This is a genomic window from Stenotrophomonas geniculata ATCC 19374 = JCM 13324 (assembly GCF_001431625.1).
GTDB classification, from domain to species: Bacteria; Pseudomonadota; Gammaproteobacteria; order Xanthomonadales; family Xanthomonadaceae; genus Stenotrophomonas; species Stenotrophomonas geniculata.
This window is the reverse complement of sequence record NZ_LLXT01000145.1, coordinates 19744-40498: the sequence shown is the minus strand read 5'-3', so window position 1 is coordinate 40498 and position 20755 is coordinate 19744. Positions and strand designations below refer to the sequence as shown.

Genomic DNA, 20755 nt, shown 5'->3' with positions numbered 1-20755 from the left:
GCCTTCGACAGATTTCCGCGACCTGCCTGCTCTTCTGTAGAGCCGAGCCATGCTCGGCTCAGATCTCACATATATCGAAATATTCGATTTCGATGGAGAGTCATCCACACATGGCGTGGATCGTGTCGACCAAGGTCGACACCTACCAACAGCAGCAGGAAACTGTCGAAGGCGGGGCACTGTGGGTTTGCGGGGTGTGAGCCGCATGGATGCGGCGACCAAGCCCCCATGGACGGGTTTACGGCGTCCCCGCAAACCCACAGTGCCCCACCATCCCTCAGTAAACCCGCTGTTGCTGTTGCTGTTGCTGTTGCCGTTGCCGTTGCCGTTGCCGTTGCTCCAGCTTCAGCCTCTGCGGGTGCAGGGCGCAGCCCTGCCGCAACCCCCTTACTTCTTTGCGCGCGGCTGGTTCAGCGGTTCCATCGCGCGGAAGCGCTGGCTGTACTCGTCGGTCAGATTGCGTGCTTCCTGGCTGTTGCGCACGATGCTCGGGGTCAGCAGCACGATCACCTCCGAACGACGGCTGGTGCGGCTCTTCTGCCCGAACAGCGCGCCCACCACCGGAATCCGGCTCAGGCCGGGAATGCCGCTGCTGCCATCGGTGGCCGTATCGGTGATCAGGCCGGCCAGCATGATGGTGTCGCCACTCTGCACCGCCGCTTCGGTCGACAGCTTCTTGGTGGAAATGCGCGGGTTGCAGTTGCGCTCCTGTGGGTTGCAGTTCTCCGGTACGTTCGAGGCGCTGCTCACTTCCTGCACGATGTCGAGGAACACCGTGCCGTCGCGGGTCACGCGCGGGCGTACCTTCAGGATCACGCCGGTGTCGATGTACTGCACCGAGCTGTAGCTGCTGGTGCCGATGCCGGTGTTCACCGTAGTCGTGTTGATCGGCACCTTGTCGCCCACGTTGAGCGTGGCCTCGGCGTTGTTGCGCACGAACACCGAAGGGGTCTGCAGCAGGCGTACATCGGTGACCTTGTCCAGCGCGCTCACCACCGCCGCACCATTGTGACCGGTGAACGCCCAGCCCAGGCCTTCGCCACCGGTCGCGGCACCGGCGAAGCTGCTCCAGGAGCCACCCGCTGCTGCCGGCAGGGTCACGCCGCCCAGGGCTCCCGTCAGTGCGCGCCCGGCCACGGCGTTGTCGAAGAACCAGTTCACGCCGTACTTCAGGTCACCGTCCAGCGAGACTTCGGCCACCTGCGCTTCGATGTGCACCTGCAGCGGCATCACGTCCAGCTTCTCGATCACCTCGCGGATCGAGCGCCAGGCCTGCGGGGTCGAGCGCACCAGCAGGGTATTGGTTTCCTCCACCGCCGACACGCCCACGCGATCGCCCTCCACTTCCAGGCTGACGCTGACGTTGCCGGACTGGCGCTGCGGCAGGTTCATGCTGCCGTTGCCGGCACCACTGGAACCGCTGCCCGGGGTCGAGCCGAAACTGCTGCTGTTGTTGCTGTCCATGCCACGGTCGCCGTCGCTGCCCAGCTGCGACGGCATCGCACCCGGGGCCAGCGAGGCCGGGCTGGAACCGCCACGGTTGCCGCTGCTAGCGAAGGCTTCACTGAGCCGTTCGGCCAAGTCACGCGCCTTGATGTAGCGCAGCTCGTAGGAGAACAGGCGGGCACTGCCACCGGCCGTATCAATGCGGTCCAGCCACTGCTGGATCTGGTCCAGGTAGCGCACCTGCGGGGTGATCACCAGCACCGCGTTGGCGTTTTCCAGGGGCAGGAAGCGGAACATGCCGGCGCTGGGCGTCTTGCTCTCCTCGCCGAACACTTTCTCCAGGTCGGCAGCCACCTGTTCGGCCTTGCCCGACTGGATCGGGAACACGCCCACCGACATGCCCGACAGCCAGTCGACGTCGAAGATCTCGACGGTGCGCATGTAGTTTTCCAGCTCGGCGCGGGTACCACCCAGGGTGATCACGTTGCGGCCGCTGTCGACGTTGACGATGGCATTGGGCCGCGCATATGGCTCCAGTACCTTCTTCATTTCGGTGGCGGAGATGAACTGCAGCGGGATGACCCGTACCTCGAAGCCTCGCGCACTGGCAGCGGGCGCCGTGCTCGGCGCGACCGTACCGGCCAGCGCCTGGTCCGCGGCGACGATGTTGTAGCGGCCACCGCTGTAGACCATGCGTGCGTTGTTCCAGCCCAGCACCATCTCCAGCAGGTTCAACGCCTGCGCCGGCGACACCGGCTTGGGCGTGGCCAGGGTGACCGTGCCCTGCACCCCCGGTGCGATCACGTAGTTCTGGCCCAGCATGTCACCGAGGATGGCCTTGACCACCGCATGCACCGATTCGCCTTCGAAATTGAAGGTTGCTTCACCGGTGCTGGCGCCATGCAGTGCCGGTGCCGGTGCGCGTGCTGCTTCGCGGTTGATCATGGTGCCGGTGCCACGGCGGATCACTGCCTGCGGAGCGCCCTGGGCGTCACGGGCAGCATCCGCGGCGACATTGGCCGCCTGGCCGGCCTCGGCAGTGGGCGACAGATTGCCCTTGCGCTGCACGTGCGGCGCGGACACGGTGCTGCAGCCGACCAGCAGCGCGAGGGCAAAGGACCAGGGAAGGAAACGCAGGCTCATGCATTCACTCTATCGGTTGGTGCCATCGCCCGGGGGCGGCGACGGTTGTTGCTGCTGTTGTTGTTGCTGCAGCTGGCGGCGACGGGCCTGGATGCGTTCGCGGATGGCCTGCATCTGCGCTTCGCTGGGGCCGTTGTTGGTGGCAGGCGGTGTGGCGGCCGCCGCAGCCGAGGGCGCGGGCGTACTGGCAGCAGGCGACGGCGATGGGGTTGCCGCAGCCGGCGGCGGTGTCGGCGGAGCACCTGCCGGGGGCGGCACAACGATCGCACCTGCCGGCTGCGCACCGTTGGCGCCGCGCAGCACGGTCGGCGGCTCACCGCCCTGGCCGTTGAAGACCGCCAGTTCCAGCACCTGGTTGCCACCGGGGCCGATCACGGTGGCCTGGCGCGGCTGCAGTGCCACCAGCTGCCAGCCGTCGACGGCTTCACCGTTGAGGCGCAGGCGCAACGAACGGTTCTGTTCGGTGGTGAAGGTGGCCATGCCGAAGTCGCCGGTCAGCAGCACGCCGGTCAGGCGCAGCGCGGCGCTGGCGGCAGGCTCGCTGCCACCGAGCAGGTAGGGCTTCGGCCTGCGGTCCTCGGCGAACAGCGGTCGCTCGCCGATGGCACTGTAGCTGTCGGCGCTGGCCATGCGTTCTGCGGCCAACGGCGGCAGCACCGGCAACGAAGGCACTGCATCGGCATCGCCATCCGCACCTGGCAGCTGGCTGCCCAGGCCGAAGCCGGTGGCCAGCCAGACCGCTGCCGCCCAGCCGACCAGTGCCAGCAGGAAACCGGTGCGCAGGCTGATCTGCTCAAGCTTCATCGGCCACCTCCTGCCCCTCTTCCGGCACAGCCGGTGAGGGTGCCGGTGCAGCCGAAGGCGGTTGCGGCGCCGCGCCCGGCTCGGCTGCAGGTGCCGGCGCAGCGCCATCGGCAGCGGCACCGGGCAGCAGGTAGCCGGCCAGTTCGAACGACACGTCCAGGCCCAGCCCGGATTCATTCGGCGACTGCTGAAAGCGCTGCGCGATCAGGTTGAGGTTGTCGACGAACAGGCGCGGGCTGCCGGTTTCCAGGCTGTGCAGCACCGTGGCCAGTTCGGCCACACCGCAACGCAGGCGCACCTGCATGGCAACGCGCACGAACTCGGCGTCACGACGGTTGTCGGTCAGTGGCGTGCGGTTGCTGATGGTGCAGCTGCGGTTGCCCGGGCTGGCCATCGCCACCGCATCCTGCAGCTTCGCGCCGAGCGCAGCGGCTGCAGCTTCGGCGGTGGCTTCACGCAGGAAGCCCGGCCGCTGCTGCAGTGCCTCGCGGGTGGCGCGCAGGCGTTGTTCGATCTGCGGCTGCTGCTGCAGCTGCGCCTGCACGCGCTGTTCGCGCTCGCGCAGGGCGGCCACGTCGGCATCGATTTCGCGCAGCGGCTGGGTGAACCAGGGGTGCACCAGCAGCAGGTAGGCCAGGCCCAGCACTGCCAGCAGCAGCGCCAGTGCCAGCCAGCGGTCACGGCGTGCGCTTGGCATCGGCATCGGCCGCCTCCCGGGTCGGGGCCGCAGCCTGCAACGGCTGCAGTTCGGCGGTCATGGTGAAGCGGTCACGGCCACTGGCGGCGCCATCGGCCTGTAGTACGCCGGTCAGATTGACTTTGCGCCACTGCGGCGCGTCCTGCAGCAGCTGCACCAGCTGCGAGGCCTCGCGGCTCAGGCCGATCAGCTGCAGGTTGTTGTTCTCGATGGCCAGCTTTTCCAGGTAGGTGCCCTCCGGCAGGCGCCGGGTCAGTTCATTCCAGATTTCCACCGTTCCGGCGCGCTGGCTGCGCTGCTTTTCCAGGAATGCGGCACCATCGATCAGTGCCTGCAGCTGCGCGCGTTCGCTGGCGACACCACGCGCACTGCGCGCACTGCGTTCAACCTGCGCACGCAGCTCATCGGCGGCGGCACGGCGGTTGTCGAGCAGCTGCAGGGCCGCCAGCACCAGCATCACCAGCGCGGCCACGGCCAGCAGCACATTCCAGCGCCGCGTCGGATCCACCCGCAGCTGGCGCTGCCCCGGCGGCAACAGATTCACCTGCAGGGGGTCACCGTGGGCGTCTATGGCATCGACACCGGCCAGCGCATCGGCCCACTCGCCCACGCTGGCGCGCCACGCTTCAAGCTGGCGCAATGGCCAGGCAACCAGTTCGACCTGCAGCTGGCCTTCGGCCGCGCTCCCGAGTTCACGCACGTCATAGCTGACCTGGCTGGATTCGAACGGCGTCTGGCGGTCGATCTCGAAACCGACCACGGCGCGCAGGCGGTCGGCTGCAGCCGCAGGCAGGCGCAGATGACGACGCAGTACTTCGCTGGCCGGCAGCAGCCACGCCCGCGGCAGGCTGCGCAGTCGCGGTTCCAGCACGCGGTCCAGTTCGGCCGGCGACAGCGGCCACGGCACGCTGGCCACCGCTTCGCGGCGCTCACCGGCCTCTCGCCAGACCTGCAGCTGGTCACCCTGGCGCTGCAGCAGCAGGCGCGCCTGTGCCCAGCCCAGTGCCCACTGCCAACGCGCCGGCACCCAGGCCAGCAGCGATTGCCGCCACCAGCGCAGGAAACGGCCGGCGCCAGGGCCGATCCGGCCCTGCACCTGCCGCACACTGTCCTGCCATGCCGTCATCTTGCTGTCATTCCCTGCTCCCAGCGAAGCACTGTGTAGGACCGCCCGGGAACCCCGCCCGAGCCATTGCGTACCACTGCCTGCAACACCGACCGGCGTCCACTGCCATCGGTTGCACGAGACTCGATACTATAGGTGCCGCTGCTGCTGGCAAGCGTTGTCGCACCGCCAGCGGTATCTGCGTCACGCTCCTGCTGCGCGCGCTGCGCCAGCACGGTATCCGCATCCAGGCCCAGTGCGGTCAGCACCGGCGCGCTGGCGAACTGGGGATCCGGGCGCGCCTGGCGGCTGTACAGGGTCAGGTGCGGCAGCATGGCCTTGTACAGCGGACCGCGCATCCCCAGTACCCGCTGCAGTTCGCCGAGCGTCTCGAAACGCTTGTTGCGCGGGCCATACGGCAACCCGGCCGCCGCATAGTCCGGCGCTTCGGCGCCACCACCCGGCTGCAGCAGGCTGTCTTCATCACGCCAGTCGACAATGGCGCCGGCCATCTGCCGGGCCGCCCCTTCGTCTTCGCCGAGCGCCTTGAGGAACGCGGTCAGCAGGGTCACGTCGGCCAGGTTCAGGTTGATCTTGCCGTTCTCGTCCAGCACCTTGATCTCGATGCTGGCGTCATCGAACTGCCAGCGGTAGGTGCGGCCATCGGCACGCCAGGGCGCCCGCAGCGGATCGGCGGACAGCCGCAGCAGCGCGTACTCCAGGCCGGCGCGCGCCCGTTCCTGGCCGCGTGCGTCGTCATCCAGCACCCGCTGCTGCAGATGCTCGACCCGTGCGCTCAGCGCGAACGCACCGACCAGCGCGGTCATCAATGCGATCAACCACAGCACCAGGACCAGTGCCGCACCGTGTTGCCGGTTCATCGCGCGCCTCCGCTGCCGCCAGCGCGCGGTGCCACCACCAGCGTGGGCCAGGGCGCCCCCTTGGCGGGCACGATCTGGATCTCCACCAGCATCGGCAGGCGACGGGTATCGTCCCAGCGCGGCATCCAGTCGCTCATCTGGCCGGTACTGGCATCGATGCCGCGATAGCGCAGCTGCACCGACTTCAGGTTCTCCACCAGCACTTCCGGTGGGCGCGGCGGATTTTCGGCGATGCGCTCGCCTTCCTGCAGCAGCACCAGGTCCAGCAGCAGGCGCTGCTGGCCATCGCGGCCGTCCACCTGCAGCGCGTGCAGGTAGGCTCCGCCACGGCCGAGGTAACCCGGGAGATCAGCGGCGAACATCATGCGCTGTTCTTCGCCCTGGAAGAAGATCGGTTCGCGGGTGGGATCGGGGACTTCCAGCGGCGTGCGCAGCGCACCGGCCAGCTGCCGCCGCAACAGGGCCTGCACCGCGCGCATGCGCTCACTCTCGGCCGCAATCTGCTCGCCACGCTGGCTGACCGCCATCGCCGAGCGCACGCTGGCGAACGCCAGCGCCAGGCCACCGGCCAACAGCACCGTGGCCAGCATCACTTCAACCAGCGTGAAACCTGCAGCACGGCGCGTCATCGCGCACGCTCCAGATCCGGCGGCAGCAGGCGCAGGCTGCGCCAGCGCAGCTGCTCGCGTTCGCTGTCACCCCAACGCACCTGCAGCTGCAGTTCGGCCAGCCAGGGGGCACCGGCTGACTGTGTCTGCACGACGCTGCCTGCACGTGGCTCCACCCACGGCTGCACCTGCAGTTCCCAGTGGTAGCGTCCCTGCTCCCAGTCGCCCTGCTGGCTGCCCACCTGCAGCGGCGTGGCGACGCCGGTTTCGGCCAGCAACGACTGCGCATGCAGTATTGCGCGCGTGCGCAGTTCGGCCTCACGCACCTGCCTGGCGCCGCCTGACAGGCTGCCCAGCAGCAGGGTCAGCGCCAGCCCGAGCAGGGCAAAGGCGATGATCACTTCCAGCAGGGTGAAGCCGCGGGCGCGCCGCTTCATTGCGCCCGCCAGGGGCCGGAGCGGACCTCACCGGTCAGCCAACCCACGTCGATGCGCCATTCGGCATCATCACGCTGCAGCCGGATGCGACCGCCGCTGGAGCCGCCGTCGGGATGGAACTCGATCACGCCCTGCCCTGGCGCGGTGGCCAGCTGCGCGGCGCCTTCGAACTGCACCTGCAGCTGTGCCGGCACGTCGCCGTGGCGCTGGTTGGCGCCTTCCCAGCGCCGCTTGGCCGGCTCGATGACAAAGCGCTGCGGTTCGCCGCGGGCGATCGCCTGCGCGCGCACCACGCGCAGCTGGTTGGCGATGTCCTTGCCGGCGCTGCGCAGCTGCATGCCGGCGAAACCGCGCGACAGGCCGGCAGCGGTGATCAGGCCGATCGCGGCGATCAGCGCGATCACCAGCAGCATTTCCAGCAGCGACAGGCCCGCTGCGCGCCTGCCGGGCAGGCGCGGGCGTGGCAACCGGCGCGGCAGGAAATGCGACATGCCCGGTTACGGCTGGTAGCGGATGTCAGCGTCGACGCTGTTGCCGCCGGCCTTTCCGTCCTTGCCCAGGCTGATCAGCTCATACGGCTGGCCTTCGCCCGGCGTGCGGTACTCCAGCGCATGGCCCCACGGATCGTTCAGATCGGCCGGCTTGGCATACGGGCCCAACCAGCCACCGACGCCAGCCGGTGCAGTCACCAGATCATTGAGCGAGCCGGGCAGCTTGCCGGTATCGATCTGGTAGTTGTCGACCTTGGATGCGACGGTCTGCACCTGTGCCTTGGCGATGTTGGCCTTGCCGCGGTCGGCGCCACCCAGCACGCGGCTGGCGACCAGGGTCAGCACTGCGCCGATCAGCACGATGACGATGATGATCTCCAGCAGGCTCATGCCCGACTGGTTGCGCGCGGCGGTGAAGGAAAGGCGGATCGGTCGACGGGAAGCAATCATGGTCGGTCCTTTCAGTTGCGGAGTGTCGGGGTTGCGTAGGGATCCATCGTCAACCGATGGCATTGGTCAGGTCGTACAGCGGCACCAGCACGGCGACGATCACCGCGCCGACTACCGAGGCCAGTACGAGGGTGATCGCCGGCACCATCGCCGCCAGCAGGCGGTCGATGCGCCGGGCGCTGTCCTGTTCGAAGGTATCAGCCGCTTTCAGCAGCATGGTATCGAGTGCACCGGATTCCTCGCCGACCTGGATCATCTGCAGCGCCAGGCGCGGGAAACGCTTGCCGCGCGACAGTGCCAGCGACAGGCCGGTACCGTTCTTCACTTCATCCGCGGCAGCTTCCACATCGGCGGCCAGCGCGCGGTTGCCCAGTACGTTGCGGGCGATGCCCAGGGCACCCAGCAGCGGCACCCCATTGCGCAGCAGGGTGCCCAGCGTGCGGGCCAGCCGCGCGGTTTCCAGTTCACCCAGCAGGCGGCCGATGCTGCGACGCTGCAGCAGCCAGCCATCCAGCGCCAGCCGGAAGGCCGGTTGCCGTGCCTTGCGTTCGAAGAACAGCGCAAGTACTGCCGGCACCACCAGCAGCAACACCCACCAGTCACGCACGAACAGGCCCAGCTGCAATACCGCGTTGGTGAACCACGGCAGCGCAACATCCAGGCTCTCGTACATCTGCGCGAACTGCGGCACCACGTAGCCGAGCAGGAACAGCAGCGCACCGCCCACCACCACCAGCAGGATGGCCGGGTACACCAGCGCGTTGATCACCTTGCCCTGCAGGGCCCGGCTGCGTTCGAGGTAGTCGGCCAGGCGCTGCAGGGTTTCGTGCAGGCTGCCGCCGGCCTCACCGGCACGCACCATGTTCACGTACAGGCGCGAGAACAACCCATGCTGGCGCTCCAGTGCGGTCGACAGCGGCGCACCACCGCGCACCACATCGCGGATGTCGGTGATCGCACGGCGCGAGCGTTCGTCTTCCGGCAGGCCGAGCAGGATTGACAGCGCGCGATCCAGCGGCTGGCCTGCACCGAGCAGTGTCGCCAGCTGCTGGGTGAACTGCAGCAATGCCGCGCCCTGCAGCGGCCGTTGGCGGAACAGGTTGCGCCAGGTACTGCCGCCGATCGCACCGCCATCGGCCAGCTGCGTTTCCATCGGCAGATGACCCTGGTCCTGCAGGCGCGCGACCAGTTCGGCCTCGCTGGCCGCTTCCATCTGCCCGTCGAAGATCTCGCCGTGCGGATTCAGTGCCTTGTAACGGTAGGTCGGCATGTCAGCCCCGGCGTCCTGCGCGCATCAGCTTTCCTCGGTGACACGCAGGACTTCCTCGATGGTCGTCTGGCCACTGAGGGCCTTGGACAGGCCATCTTCGTACATCGTGCGCATGCCCGCTTCGCGGGCGATGCGTTCGATCTCGCCCATGCCATCGCGGCGCATCACCGCGCGCCGCAGCGCATCGTTCATCACCAGGAATTCCATGATGGTGGTGCGGCCGAGATAACCGGTCGGCGCCAGCGCGGAGGGCTTCGGGCGATACAGGTGGATCGGCCCTTCCGGCTGCAGGCGGCGCAGCTCGAATCGTTCGATTTCCTCCGGCGAGGCCTCATAGCGCTCGGCGTGGGTCGGTTCCAGCCGGCGCACCAGGCGCTGGGCGAGGATGCCGTTGATGGTGGACGTGAGCAGGTAGTCTTCCACGCCCATGTCGAGCAGGCGGGTGATGCCACCCGCTGCGTTGTTGGTATGCAGGGTGGACAGCACCAGGTGGCCGGTCAACGCCGACTGGATCGCAATGCGCGCGGTTTCCAGGTCGCGCATTTCGCCGATCATGATGATGTCCGGATCCTGGCGCACGATGCTGCGCAGGGCGTTGGCGAAGTCCAGGCCGATCTGCGGCTTGGCCTGGATCTGGTTGATGCCCTCGATCTGGTATTCCACCGGGTCTTCGACCGTGATGATCTTGACGTCGGCGGTATTGAGCTGGCTCAGCGCGGTATACAGCGTGGTGGTCTTGCCCGAGCCGGTGGGGCCGGTCACCAGCAGGATGCCATGCGGCTGCTCCAGCACCTTGCGGAACTGCGGCAGGAACGCATCGGTGAAGCCGAGGCGGTGGAAATCGAACACCACCGTTTCGCGGTCCAGCAATCGCATCACCACGCTTTCGCCATGCGCGGTCGGGACCGTGCTCACACGCAGGTCCAGCTCCTTGCCCTGCACGCGCAGCATGATGCGGCCATCCTGCGGCAGGCGGCGCTCTGCGATGTTGAGCCGGGCCATGATCTTGATGCGGCTGATCACCGCCGCGGTGAGGTTGGCCGGCGGGCTTTCGCCCTCCACCAGTACACCGTCGACGCGGTAGCGCACCTTCAGCCGGCTCTCGAATGGTTCGACATGGATGTCCGACGCGCGCAGCTCCACTGCACGCTGGATCACCAGGTTGACCAGGCGGATCACCGGCGCTTCCGAGGCGAGGTCGCGCAGGTGCTCGATGTCATCGACCGCACCGCCCTCGCCATCGGCGGTTTCGACGATCGCGCCCATCGCGCTGCGGCCCTGGCCGAACCAGCGCTCGACCAGGTCATCGATCTCCGCACGCATGCCCAGCACCTGCGTCACCGGCACGCCCAGTGCCAGCTGCACCGCCTGCTGCGGGTAGGGATCATGGGCGTCGGCCAGCCACAGCCGTACGCCCTGTTCATCCAGGGCCAGCGGGCAGACGTGGAACTGCTTGAGGAAGCGCAGTGACAACGGCAGGCCTTCCGCCAGCCCTTGTGGCGGTGCTTCCGGCAGCTGCTTGCCTTCCAGCAGCGGCAGGCCCAGCACTTCGGCGCTGGCCTGTGCCTGGTCACGCTCGGACACCAGCCCCAGCCGCACCAGCAGGCCCAGCAGGCTGCCGCCGGCCTCTGCGTGCAGCGGCCGCGCACGTGCCAGATCGCCTTCCTTCAGCCGGCCGCGCGCCAGCAGCGCATCCAGGATGCGGCCTTCAGCGTTGTCGGCAGCGGCGGTAGCAGCAAGCGCGTTCACATGACTCTCCTGTCAATCGGCTCGACTTTAACAGTTAAGCCATGATTTCCGCCGCCCCTCCACCACCTTTCGTAAAAAGACGAAGCCCGTCACACGGGATGACGGGCTTCGGCCATTCAATTACGACAGTTCCAGCTTACTGCGTGGCAAGGATGCTCACGCCGTTGTAGGCCGCTTCGCCGACTACCTTGATGTAGTAGGTACCGGCCACCGGCTTGTTCACCCGCACCGTCTCGGACGTGCCCGGACGGGTCGACTTGGCGTCGTTGTCGCTGGCGCTCGGTTCACGCCCCTGCGCGATGTAGACCGAGACATTGCCGGTGCCACCGTAGGTGATCACGCTGAGCTGCTTGCCGGCGACGGCTTCGAAGCTGTACAGGCGGCTGCTGGCGGCGGCACCGTTCAGGCCACCCACGGCGGCCTTGTTGGTCAGCGGCGTGGCCACCGGCCCGCAGTTCTCGGTGCACGGTTCTTCCAGTGCCTTGGCCAGCGCGGCCTTGGCATCGAGAATACCGGTACCGATCGGGGTCGCCGCCGGAATGGCGACCGGGAACGGACGTGCGGTTTCCTTCAACAGGGTACGCATCGCGGCCGGGGTCAACGGATCCTTGCCCTTGGCGATCAGCGCGCTCTGCACCAGTGCGGCAACGGCGGCCACATGCGGCGAGGCCATCGAGGTACCGCCCATGCCCATGTAGCCCGGCGTGCCCGATTCCGGCGTGGTGGCCGCATTGGAGCCGGTCTGCCAGATGTAGCCGCCCGGGTTGCCGTCCACACTGCCACCGCCACCCGGACCGGACAGGTCCACGCGGGTGCCGTAGTTGGAGTAGTAGGTGATGCCACCGGTGATGCGGGTGGCACCCACGGTCACCACGCCTTCGCAGCTGGCCGGCTGGTACTTGGACGCGTTGTCGGCTTCATTGCCGGCCGCCACCACCACGGTGGTACCGCGCGAGATCGCGCCGTTGATCGCGTCCTGGTAGGTGCTGGCGCAGGCGCCACCGCCACCCAGGCTCATGTTGATGATCTCGGCCGGATTGGTGTTGGCCGGAATGCCGGCCACCGTGCCACCCGATGCCCAGACCACCGCATCGGCGATGTCGGACAGGTAGCCACCGCACTTACCGAGCACGCGCACCGGCAGTACCTTGGCCTTGTAGGCGACACCGGCCATGCCGACGCCGTTGTTGGTCTGCTCGGCCACGGTGCCGGCGACGTGGGTGCCGTGCCAGGAACTGTCCTCGGCCAGCGAACCGTCATAGCACTCGTTGTCATTCTCGACCCAATCACCGTAGTCCTGCGCACCCGGCACGCGATCGTTGGTCGGGCGCCGCGAGGTCTCCGCGTCGCTGATGAAGTCATAACCCTCCAGCAGGTTGCCGACCAGGTCCGGATGCTGCGGCAGGATGCCGGTATCGATCACCGCCACCACGATGCCCTCGCCCTGCGAGACATCCCATGCCGCCGGTGCGTTGATGCCGCCGACCGCATTGTGCAGATGCCACTGGTTCTGCTGGTAGAAGGGATCGTTCGGCACCAACGCCGGCTGTACGTTGCCCGCACGCAGTTCGGTGCGGCGCAGCTTCACGTCGGCTTCGGCGTACTGCACCGACGGGTCGGCCTTCAGCTCCTTCAGTACGCGCTGCAGTTCGGCCGGGGCCAGGCGGCCCTGCACACGGATGAGGTCCGCCCCGGTAGACAGCTTGCGGACCACCTGCGGGCCGAGCGTGCTGGCGCGGGATGTGCCGCCGGAGAGGCTGGCACGGGTCAGTGCGGACTGCACGGTGGACAGCTTCGCCGAGCGGTCAGTGGCGGCAGCAGCACCGGCCCGGTACTTGACGATGATGCGCTCGGTTCCCGGCTGGGCGGTGCTGGCCTGGCGCACCGGTTCACGGGTCGGCAGTCCAGCGGCGTGGACGGCACCGACAGCCGTCATCGACAGCACGGCGGCGGCAAGCACATTGATGCGAAGGTTCTGCTTCTTGATCACGTCGAATTCCTCTTCTGGGTCATGGATCGAACCAACACTGCGGCCATCATTCCTTGACGACTCCCGGCCGGCCCAGCCGGGATTGCCGTGACCTCCCCCCAGGCCCTCATTGCAGGTGCTGCGCCGGCGTGGGTGGCCGCCGGCGCGATGGAGTGGCTTACCAGCCGAAGCCGGCACCGACGCCAACCGAGCTGTCGTCGCTGCTGAAGGCACCACCGAAGGTCACCGTGGCGCGATCGCTGATCGCACGCTGGTAGCCCAGCGACAACGCCGACTCGCCGCCCTGGAAGCCAATGCCGACGCCGACCCGGTTTTGGGTGCGGATACCGGCGGCACTGGTGGCCATGTTGAGCATCGCCGCGCTCATCGCCCCCTGGCGGTCGATGCGGCGATCCATGTGGCGCAGGCGTCCGTCGATTTCGCCCTTGAACACATCGAAGCTGTCGGCGACGGCCTGGAGGCGGCTGTCGGTGTAGCTGTTGGCCGTGGCCATGCCACGGTCGAGCTGGCCCTTGTTGACCGCATCGGTGGCCGTGGTACCGGCCGCCACGTTGGTGACCTGGCGCTCGTTGCCTTCACTGCCCACCGAGACCGTGTTGGCACGATCGGCAACCGAGCCCTGCCCCAGTGCCACCGCGTTCGCCGCGGTGGCATTGGCGCCCTGGCCGATGGCGGTGGACGAGGCGCCACTGGCAACGGCGCCCTCGCCCATGGCGACGGCGTTGAAGCCCGTCGCCGGGGTGCCGACCGGAATCCCGGCACCGGCGGCGGCAGCGGTCGGCGTGCCCTGCACGCGCGCGGTGCTGGCCGGTGCCGCGTCGGCAGTTGCAGGTGCATCGGCGGCGCTGGCCAGCGGGCTGTCATCCAGCGGGGTACTCATTGCGCGCAGGCTGGCAGTCCCGGCACGCGTGCCACCGGCGGTGCGGCGGTCGATCTCGCTGACCTTGCGGTCCAGCGCGCCGAGCGCATCGCCGACATTGCTGTAGGTGGCGCCCTGGATCACATAGTTCGGCGCCACGAACACACCCTGCATGCCAACGCTGGCACCACCGCCGAGGAAGCTGGCGGCATCACTGAGCGACTGGAACAGCTGGCCGCCGTTGATCGCCTGGCGACTGCCCGCAGCGATGCTGCCGGCACCGACGTTGTCGATGGTGGTGCCCTGGAAACCGGACAGGGTCAGGCGGTCACGGCTGGCGTCGTCATAGCCGACTGCGCTGGCCGCCGTGGTTTCCACGGTGGCGATGCGCGAATCGAAATCACCGACGCGGGTTTCCACCGCGCCCACCCGCTGGTTGGTGACGTTGAGCTGCGAACCGGTGATGGCATCGCTGCTGCCGGCGGCGATGCGGCCATCGGCCACATTGACGATGCGGCGCGTGGCCGGACCATCGGTGCCATTGCCACCGCCGACCGACACCACGTTGGCATCGAGTGCACGCGAACCGGCACCCAGCGCCACCGAGTTCGCGCCCGATGCGCCGGCGCTGGTGCCCAGTGCCAAGGCACCGTTGCCGATGGCCATCGCATTGGCACCCAGGGCATTGCTGCGTGCGCCGCTGGCAGTGGCTGCCGAACCGATCGCGGCGGCATCGCTGCCGTTGGCACTGGCGGTACCTGCGCCGGTGGCCTTGACGTAGCGGGCCGTGCCATCGGCGGTCGCCGCGACCGCATCGAGCTGGCCACGATTGACCGCATCGGTGCGCTCGGTACCGGCAGCGACACGGGTGATCTGACGATCACTGCTCGCGCTGCCGACCGACACAGTGTTGGCACGGTCGGCGACCGAGCCCGCGCCCAACGCCACGCTGCCTGCGGCACTGGCGGTGGCACTCACACCTACCGCCGTGGCATTGGCGCCGGTTGCCTTGCTGCCGTAGCCGGCCGCGGTACCCAGGCGACCGCTGGCCTCGGCATAGCTGCCCAGCGCAGACGCACCATCGGCCGAGGCATTGGCGCGGAAACCACTGGCCTGCGACTGGGTGCCGCTGGCCGTGGCCTGCGCACCGCTGGCGGTACTGTAGGCACCCTTGGCCTGGGCACCGGCGCCGGTAGCACTGGCGCCGAGTTCGCTGGCACTGGCGCCACTGCCCACGGCTACGCTGTCGACACCTCCGGCCTGCGCCGCGTTGCCGAGCGCCGCCGCATTGTTGCCGGTGGCCAGCGCATCGAAGCCCACGGCAGTGGCATTGGCGGCCATGGCATTGGCGCCGCTGCCCAGCGCGGTGGCGCCGTTGCCGATGGCATTGGCCGCATTGCCGGCTGCCAGTGCGTTGTCGCCGTCGACCAGTGCACCGGCTTCGCCATCGGCATTGCCGCTGGCCTGGAACTGCCGGCTGGTCTTGTCGGCGACGCTGGCGACCGCATCCAGCTGGCCCTTGTTCACCGCATCGGTGGCTTCGGTGCCCGCCGCGACGTGGGTCACCTGGCGCTCACCGCCGGCCTTGCCGACGGCTACGGTGTTGTCACGGTCAGCCTTGGAGCCAGCACCGAGCGCGACGCTGTTGCTGCCATTGGCGGTGGCGTTGGCCCCCAGCGCGGTGGCGCTGCTGCCTGCCGCCCACGAGTTCCAGCCAATCGCGGTCGCGTAGTCTTCGGTGGCCCATGCACCGGCGCCGAACGCCGCCGCACCGGTCCCACTGGCACGCGACGGGATCAGGCCGAAGAAGGTGCTGCCGCCGATGGCCACGCTCTCCTCGCCACTGGCCTCGCTGGACTGACCTACGGCAACGGCACCGGTACCGGCCGCCGCGGCACCGAAGCCGACTGCAGTGGTGTTGGCAGCGCTGGCCGCCGAGCCATAGCCCAGGGCGGTGCCGAGGCGGCCGCTGGCTTCGGCGTAGCCACCCACTGCGGTGGTGCCATCAGCCGAAGCCGCGCTGCGGAAACCGCTGGCGAGCGCCTGCCCGCCGCTGGCATTGGCTTCTGTACCTGTGGCCGTGCTGTAGGCGCCGCTGGCCTGTGCACGCGCCCCCACCGCGCTTGCACCAACCTCGCTGGCGCCGGCACCGCTGCCCAGGGCCAGGCTGTCCTCGCCGGTGGCCTGTGCCGTGCTGCCCAGGGCAGCCGCGTTGCTGCCGGTGGCCAGCGCATCGATGCCCACGGCGGTGGCGTTGGCGGCCAGCGCATTGGCACCGCTGCCGAGCGCGGTGGCACCGTTGCCGATCGCGTTGGCCGCATCACCGGCCGCCAGCGCGTTGTCACCCTCCACCAACGCGCCGGTTTCACCGTCGGCGTTGCCACTGGCCTGGAACTGCCGGCGGGTCTTTTCCGCTGCCGCGGCGACGGCGTCGAGCTGGTTCTTGTTGACCGCATCATTGCCCTGCGTGCCATCGGCCACATTGGTGATCTGGCGGGTGTTGCCACCGCCGCCCACCGACACGGTGTTGTCGCGATCGGCAATCGAATCGGCACCCAGCGCCACGCTGTTGGCGCCGCGCGATTCGGCGGCATTGCCCAGCGCGGTGCTGTTGATGCCGCCCGACCAGGCACCACCACCCACCGCGGTGGAGTAGTTGCCCGAGGCCTCGGTGGCCAGCACGCCGAACAACGAACCGCCCACGGCGACGCTGTTGGTGCCGGTCGCCAGGCTGCCCTGGCCGGTGGCGGTGCTGTAGGCGCCGGAGGCTTCCGAATCGCCACCCACCGCCACACTGTTGGAACCGGAGGCATTGGCGAAGTTGCCGAACGCGGTGGCATTGAAGGCCGAGGCCTGTGCATAGCCACCGATGGCAGTGCTGTAACCGCCGCTGGCTTCGGCACCGATACCGAAGGCCGCCGACGCCGTACCACTGGCCACGCTCTCGCTGCCGACAGCGGTGGCCGCGTCGCCGCTGGCATTGCTGAAGTAGCCCACGGCCACGGCTTCTTCGCCGGACGCTTCGGACAGCACGCCATTGGCAGTGCTACCGGCGCCGCTGGCGATGCTGGCCGCACCGAACGCCGCGCTCTGCTCGCCGCTGGCTTCGCTTTCCGCACCCTGCGCGGTGGCGTACTCGCCCGTGGCCTGTGCGTTGGCACCGACAGCGCTGGCGTTGGCCGCGGTTGCAAGTGCATTGAAACCCAGCGCCTGTGCGTTGCTGGCCAGCGCGTTGGCGCCGCTGCCCAGTGCGGTGGCGCCATTGCCGATGGCGTTGGCGGCATCACCGGCCGCCAGTGCGTTGTCACCCTCCACCAGTGCACCGGCTACGTCGTCGCCGTTGCCGCTGGCCTGGAAGAAGCGGCTGGTGGTGGTGGCGGTGGTCGCAACCGCATCCAGCTGTGCCTTGTTCACTGCGTCGGTGGCCTGGGTGCCCGCGGCGACGTTGGTGACCTGGCGTTCGTTGCCGCTGCTACCCACCGATACCGTACGTGCACGACTGGCAACCGAACCGGCACCGAGCGCGACAGCGTTGCTGGCGCTGGCGTTACTGCCGGCGCCAAGCGCGATCGCGCTTTCACCACCGGCCACTGTATTGGTGCCGATGGCGATGCTGTTGATGCTGTTGCCCAGCGCCTGGAAGCCCAGTGCCACGCTGTTGTCGCCATAGCCGAAGGCGCCGCGGCCGACCGCCGTGGAACTGGCGCCGTTGGCCCAGCTGTTGTAACCGATGGACGTGGCGCCGCTGCCACTGGCCCACGCCGCATTACCGAACGCCGAGGCATTGGTGGCGGTGGCCCATGCACCCGAACCGAATGCTGCTGCACCACTGGCAGTGGCCCAGCTGTAGCCGCCTACTGCGGTGCTGTCATCGCTGCTGGCGAAGGCGCTGTCGCCGACCGCGACCGCATAGCTGCCGGTGGCGCGCGACTTGCCGCCTGCGGCGAAGCTGTTGTCACCACTGGCGTTGGCCGCATTACCGAAGGCGCTGCTGGCGGCCCCGGTGGCCTGCGCGCCACTGCCCACCGCGGTGGCATCGGCGACGGCAGTGGTGCCCACCTGCTGTGCCGTGCCATCGGCACCAATGATCGGCTGGTTGAACTCGTCGTAGGCTTGGCCGAGGCCACCGATGGCGACACCGCCATTGCCGGTGGCCGCGCTGTTGCGGCCCACGGCCACGCTGTCATCGCCGATGGCCGACGCAGCCGCGCCATGGGCTACTGCGCCGGCGCCGATCGCATTGCTCGACGAACCGGCGGCGACGGCGCCCTCGCCCTCGGCCAGCGCGCCGGCATCGCTGTCAGCTTCCGGCTGTGCCTGGAAGAAGCGCGCGGTGCGGTCGGCGGTGCTGGCCACGGCATCGAGCTGCGCCTTGTTCACTGCATCGGTGGCTTCGCTGCCCGCAGCAACGCTGGTGATCTGCCGCTCGTTGCCTGCACTGCCAACGGCCACGCTGTTGGCACGCACCGCTTCAGAGTTCGCGCCAAGCGCGACGCTGTTGGCGCCGCGTGCGGTGGCGTAGTAACCCACTGCAGTGCTCTGCGCACCGCTGGCCCAGGTCTGCGCGCCCAGCGCACTGGCGTTCTCACCCGGTGCATAGGCGAAGTAGCCAACAGCGGAGGCTTCAGCACCGGAGGCTTCGCTAAGGCTGCCGTTGGCCACCGCACGATCGCCACTGGCGATGGCGCCGGCACCGACGGCGGTCGCGGCTTCGCCGCTGGCCTGGGTCTGCACGAAGAAGCCCAGGCCGGGAATCAGGTCGGCCGGGCCACCGATGGCGACGCTGCTGGTGCCGGTCGCATTGCTCTGGGTACCCAGTGCGGTGGAATAGTCGCCGATGGCATTGGCCACCGCACCGAACGCGGATGCCTGCGCGCCGGCCGCATAGGCACCCACACCGTAGGACGACGCCGCAAATCCGCTGGCTTCGGCACTGGCGCCCACCGCGGTGCCACCGACGCCTGCGCTGGTCGCGCCGGTTTCCACCGGTACGCCGCCACTGGTGATCAGCGGGTTGCCGTCGGCATCCACCGCAGCACCACCCACGGCAACGCTGCCTGGACCGTTGGCCTGCGCGTTGTTGCCGAACGCGGCACTGTTCTGGCCCGAGGCCAGTGCGTTGTTGCCCACGGCGGTCGCGTTCTGCGCGACGGCCGCTGCCCCTGCACCGACGGCCGTGGTGCCGTTGCCGAGGGCATTGGCGGCCTCGCCGGCCGCCAGTGCATCGTCACCTTCGGCCAGTGCACCGGCATCGCTGTTGCTGCTGCCGGTGGCCTGGAAGCGCTTGGCGGTGGCATCGGCCACGGCGGCCACGTCCTTCAGCTGGCCGACATTGACTGCATCGTTGTCTTCGGTGCCTGCGGCAACGCTGGTGATCTGCCGGGTCAGGCCGTATTCGGCGGCACCGACTGACACGGTATCGACGCGGTCGGCCAGCGAACCCGCGCCCAGCGCCACGCTGCCGGTGGCAACCGCAGCGGAATTCGAACCCAGCGCGGTGCTGTATTCACCGACAGCAGTGCTGAACGCACCGACTGCGATCGATGCTTCGTTGGCGGCGGTGGCGCCGCGGCCCAATGCGGTGCTGCCCGGGCCCATCGCCACGGCACCGCCGCCGACAGCGGTCGCGCCATCGGCGGTGGCTTCGGACAAGGCACCCAGTGCGGTGGCCGCGCCATTCTCGCTTGCGGCATAGGCACTGGCGCCGACGGCGGTGTCACCAAGACCGAACGCGGCAGCACTCTGCCCGACCACCACGCTGGCGTCACCGATCGCCAATGCGCCTTGGCCGAACGCGCTTGCGCCCAGGCCCGCGGCAATGGCCTGGGTACCGATGGCGGTGGTGGCGTTGGCCAGCGACTGTGCACCCGCACCCGCCGCAACCGCGCCCTGGCCGTCGATCTTCGCCGCGTCGCTGTCATCACCTGCGCCGTCGGCCTTGAAATAGCGGTTTCCATCTGCGGCGACATCGGCCAGCGCGGCCTGCGTGGCGCGCGCCTGCGCATCCAGCTGTGACTTGTTTACCGCATCGGTGGCCTGGGTGCCTGCGGCAACATTGGTGATCTGGCGTTCCTTGCCGGTATCACCCACGGACACCGTGTTGGCCCGCGTGGCCTTGGAGCCGGCGCCCAGCGCTACGCTGTTGGCGGCAGTGGCGCTGCTGTTGCTGCCGATCGCCACCGCGTTGCTGCCCTTGGCACTGGCCGAGCCTTCGATCAGGCACTTTTCGAGCAGCTTGCCGCTGAATGCCACGCAGGTGGCGCTGCCGCCGATCTGCACCGACTGTGCTGCGGCGGTGCCGCTCACGCCCAACCCCAATACCAGGCCCAGTGCCACCGCCAGCAGTGCGGGCGTGGCCTGCGTCGCATCGCGGCGCTGGTCGACGACCCCGCCACTGCTGCTGTCGGAGGAAGCCAGTTCCGAGGCCACCACCAACTGACCCAATGCTTTGTTCCAGACCTTGCGATAAATCCGATTCATCGGTACGGCTCCTGATTGGACTGGTTTTGGGCAAAGCAACGCCACCGCTGGGCTTTCCGGCCCAACGTCCCCTGGGGGCGTTTATTCGCGTGATTTACTGCGGGGTATTGCCGAACGGCGCGCAGCGACAGAAAACCGAGCGCGTGCGCCAACCGGTTACTGCGAAATGAATGATTCTGAAACGGGGTTCAAGTGTTAACGGCAACTTTCCAAATCGTCAAGACTTTGACACGACAAATCCTATTGCCGTGAAGCAGTTCACCCTTTCACCTGTTTATGAAAGTGTTTTGTTAGGCAAGCGTGACGAAGTTCCGCCGCATGAAAATCGATGTAACTAGCGGTCGG

14 protein-coding genes are annotated in these 20755 nt (G+C 68.4%); 1 reads left to right on the top strand and 13 read right to left on the bottom strand.

The window, feature by feature from the left end:
- Positions 1-200 (top strand): hypothetical protein (locus ARC63_RS23760; protein WP_231298667.1); only part of this gene is annotated, 200 nt, incomplete at its 5' end.
- Positions 201-387: 187 nt separating this feature from the next.
- Here ARC63_RS23760 and gspD read toward each other — a convergent pair.
- The 13 genes from gspD to ARC63_RS19525 all read right to left on the bottom strand — a co-directional run bounded on the left by gspD (position 388) and on the right by ARC63_RS19525 (position 20410).
- Positions 388-2589: a type II secretion system secretin GspD gene (gene gspD / locus ARC63_RS19585; protein WP_057504186.1), complete on the bottom strand. Its 2202-nt coding sequence runs from the start codon at positions 2587-2589 to the stop codon at positions 388-390.
- A gap of 9 nt (positions 2590-2598) precedes the next feature.
- Positions 2599-3393, bottom strand: a complete 795-nt coding sequence (locus ARC63_RS19580) for a hypothetical protein (protein ID WP_057504185.1) — start codon at positions 3391-3393, stop codon at positions 2599-2601.
- Entirely contained in the window at positions 3383-4096 is a 714-nt protein-coding gene (gspM, locus tag ARC63_RS19575) for a type II secretion system protein GspM (RefSeq protein WP_010482015.1), read from the bottom strand. The genes ARC63_RS19580 and gspM overlap by 11 nt, the downstream gene beginning before the upstream one ends.
- Positions 4071-5216 (bottom strand): PilN domain-containing protein, encoded by a 1146-nt coding sequence (locus ARC63_RS19570; RefSeq protein WP_057504184.1) that lies wholly within the window; start codon positions 5214-5216, stop codon positions 4071-4073. Before ARC63_RS19570 ends, gspM begins: the two co-directional genes overlap by 26 nt.
- The gene (locus ARC63_RS19565) at positions 5213-6076 is read right to left on the bottom strand and encodes a type II secretion system minor pseudopilin (RefSeq protein WP_010482023.1); all 864 of its coding nucleotides are present in this window, start codon (positions 6074-6076) and stop codon (positions 5213-5215) included. Before ARC63_RS19565 ends, ARC63_RS19570 begins: the two co-directional genes overlap by 4 nt.
- Positions 6073-6705, bottom strand: coding sequence for a type II secretion system protein J (locus ARC63_RS19560; RefSeq protein ID WP_010482024.1), 633 nt, complete (start codon positions 6703-6705; stop codon positions 6073-6075). The genes ARC63_RS19565 and ARC63_RS19560 overlap by 4 nt, the downstream gene beginning before the upstream one ends.
- On the bottom strand, positions 6702-7121 hold the full coding sequence (gene xpsI, locus ARC63_RS19555; protein ID WP_010482027.1) for a type II secretion system protein XpsI: 420 nt from the start codon (positions 7119-7121) through the stop codon (positions 6702-6704). Before xpsI ends, ARC63_RS19560 begins: the two co-directional genes overlap by 4 nt.
- Positions 7118-7612, bottom strand: coding sequence for a type II secretion system protein XpsH (gene xpsH, locus ARC63_RS19550; RefSeq protein ID WP_010482028.1), 495 nt, complete (start codon positions 7610-7612; stop codon positions 7118-7120). Before xpsH ends, xpsI begins: the two co-directional genes overlap by 4 nt.
- Before the next feature lie 6 nt (positions 7613-7618).
- Complete coding sequence (gspG, locus tag ARC63_RS19545; protein WP_057504183.1) at positions 7619-8062, bottom strand: type II secretion system major pseudopilin GspG; 444 nt, start codon at positions 8060-8062, stop codon at positions 7619-7621.
- Positions 8063-8111: 49 nt separating this feature from the next.
- Positions 8112-9332, bottom strand: a complete 1221-nt coding sequence (xpsF, locus tag ARC63_RS19540) for a type II secretion system protein XpsF (RefSeq protein WP_057504182.1) — start codon at positions 9330-9332, stop codon at positions 8112-8114.
- Between the two features lie 24 nt (positions 9333-9356).
- Positions 9357-11081 (bottom strand): type II secretion system ATPase GspE, encoded by a 1725-nt coding sequence (gene gspE, locus ARC63_RS19535; protein ID WP_057504181.1) that lies wholly within the window; start codon positions 11079-11081, stop codon positions 9357-9359.
- A 136-nt stretch (positions 11082-11217) separates the two neighbouring features.
- A complete protein-coding gene (locus ARC63_RS19530; protein WP_010482036.1) occupies positions 11218-13071 on the bottom strand; it encodes a S8 family peptidase in 1854 nt (617 codons plus the stop codon).
- A gap of 157 nt (positions 13072-13228) precedes the next feature.
- Positions 13229-20410 carry an ESPR-type extended signal peptide-containing protein gene (locus ARC63_RS19525; RefSeq protein ID WP_057504180.1) on the bottom strand — a complete coding sequence of 2394 codons (7182 nt, stop codon included), beginning with the start codon at positions 20408-20410 and terminating at the stop codon, positions 13229-13231.
- Positions 20411-20755: the final 345 nt, after the last annotated feature.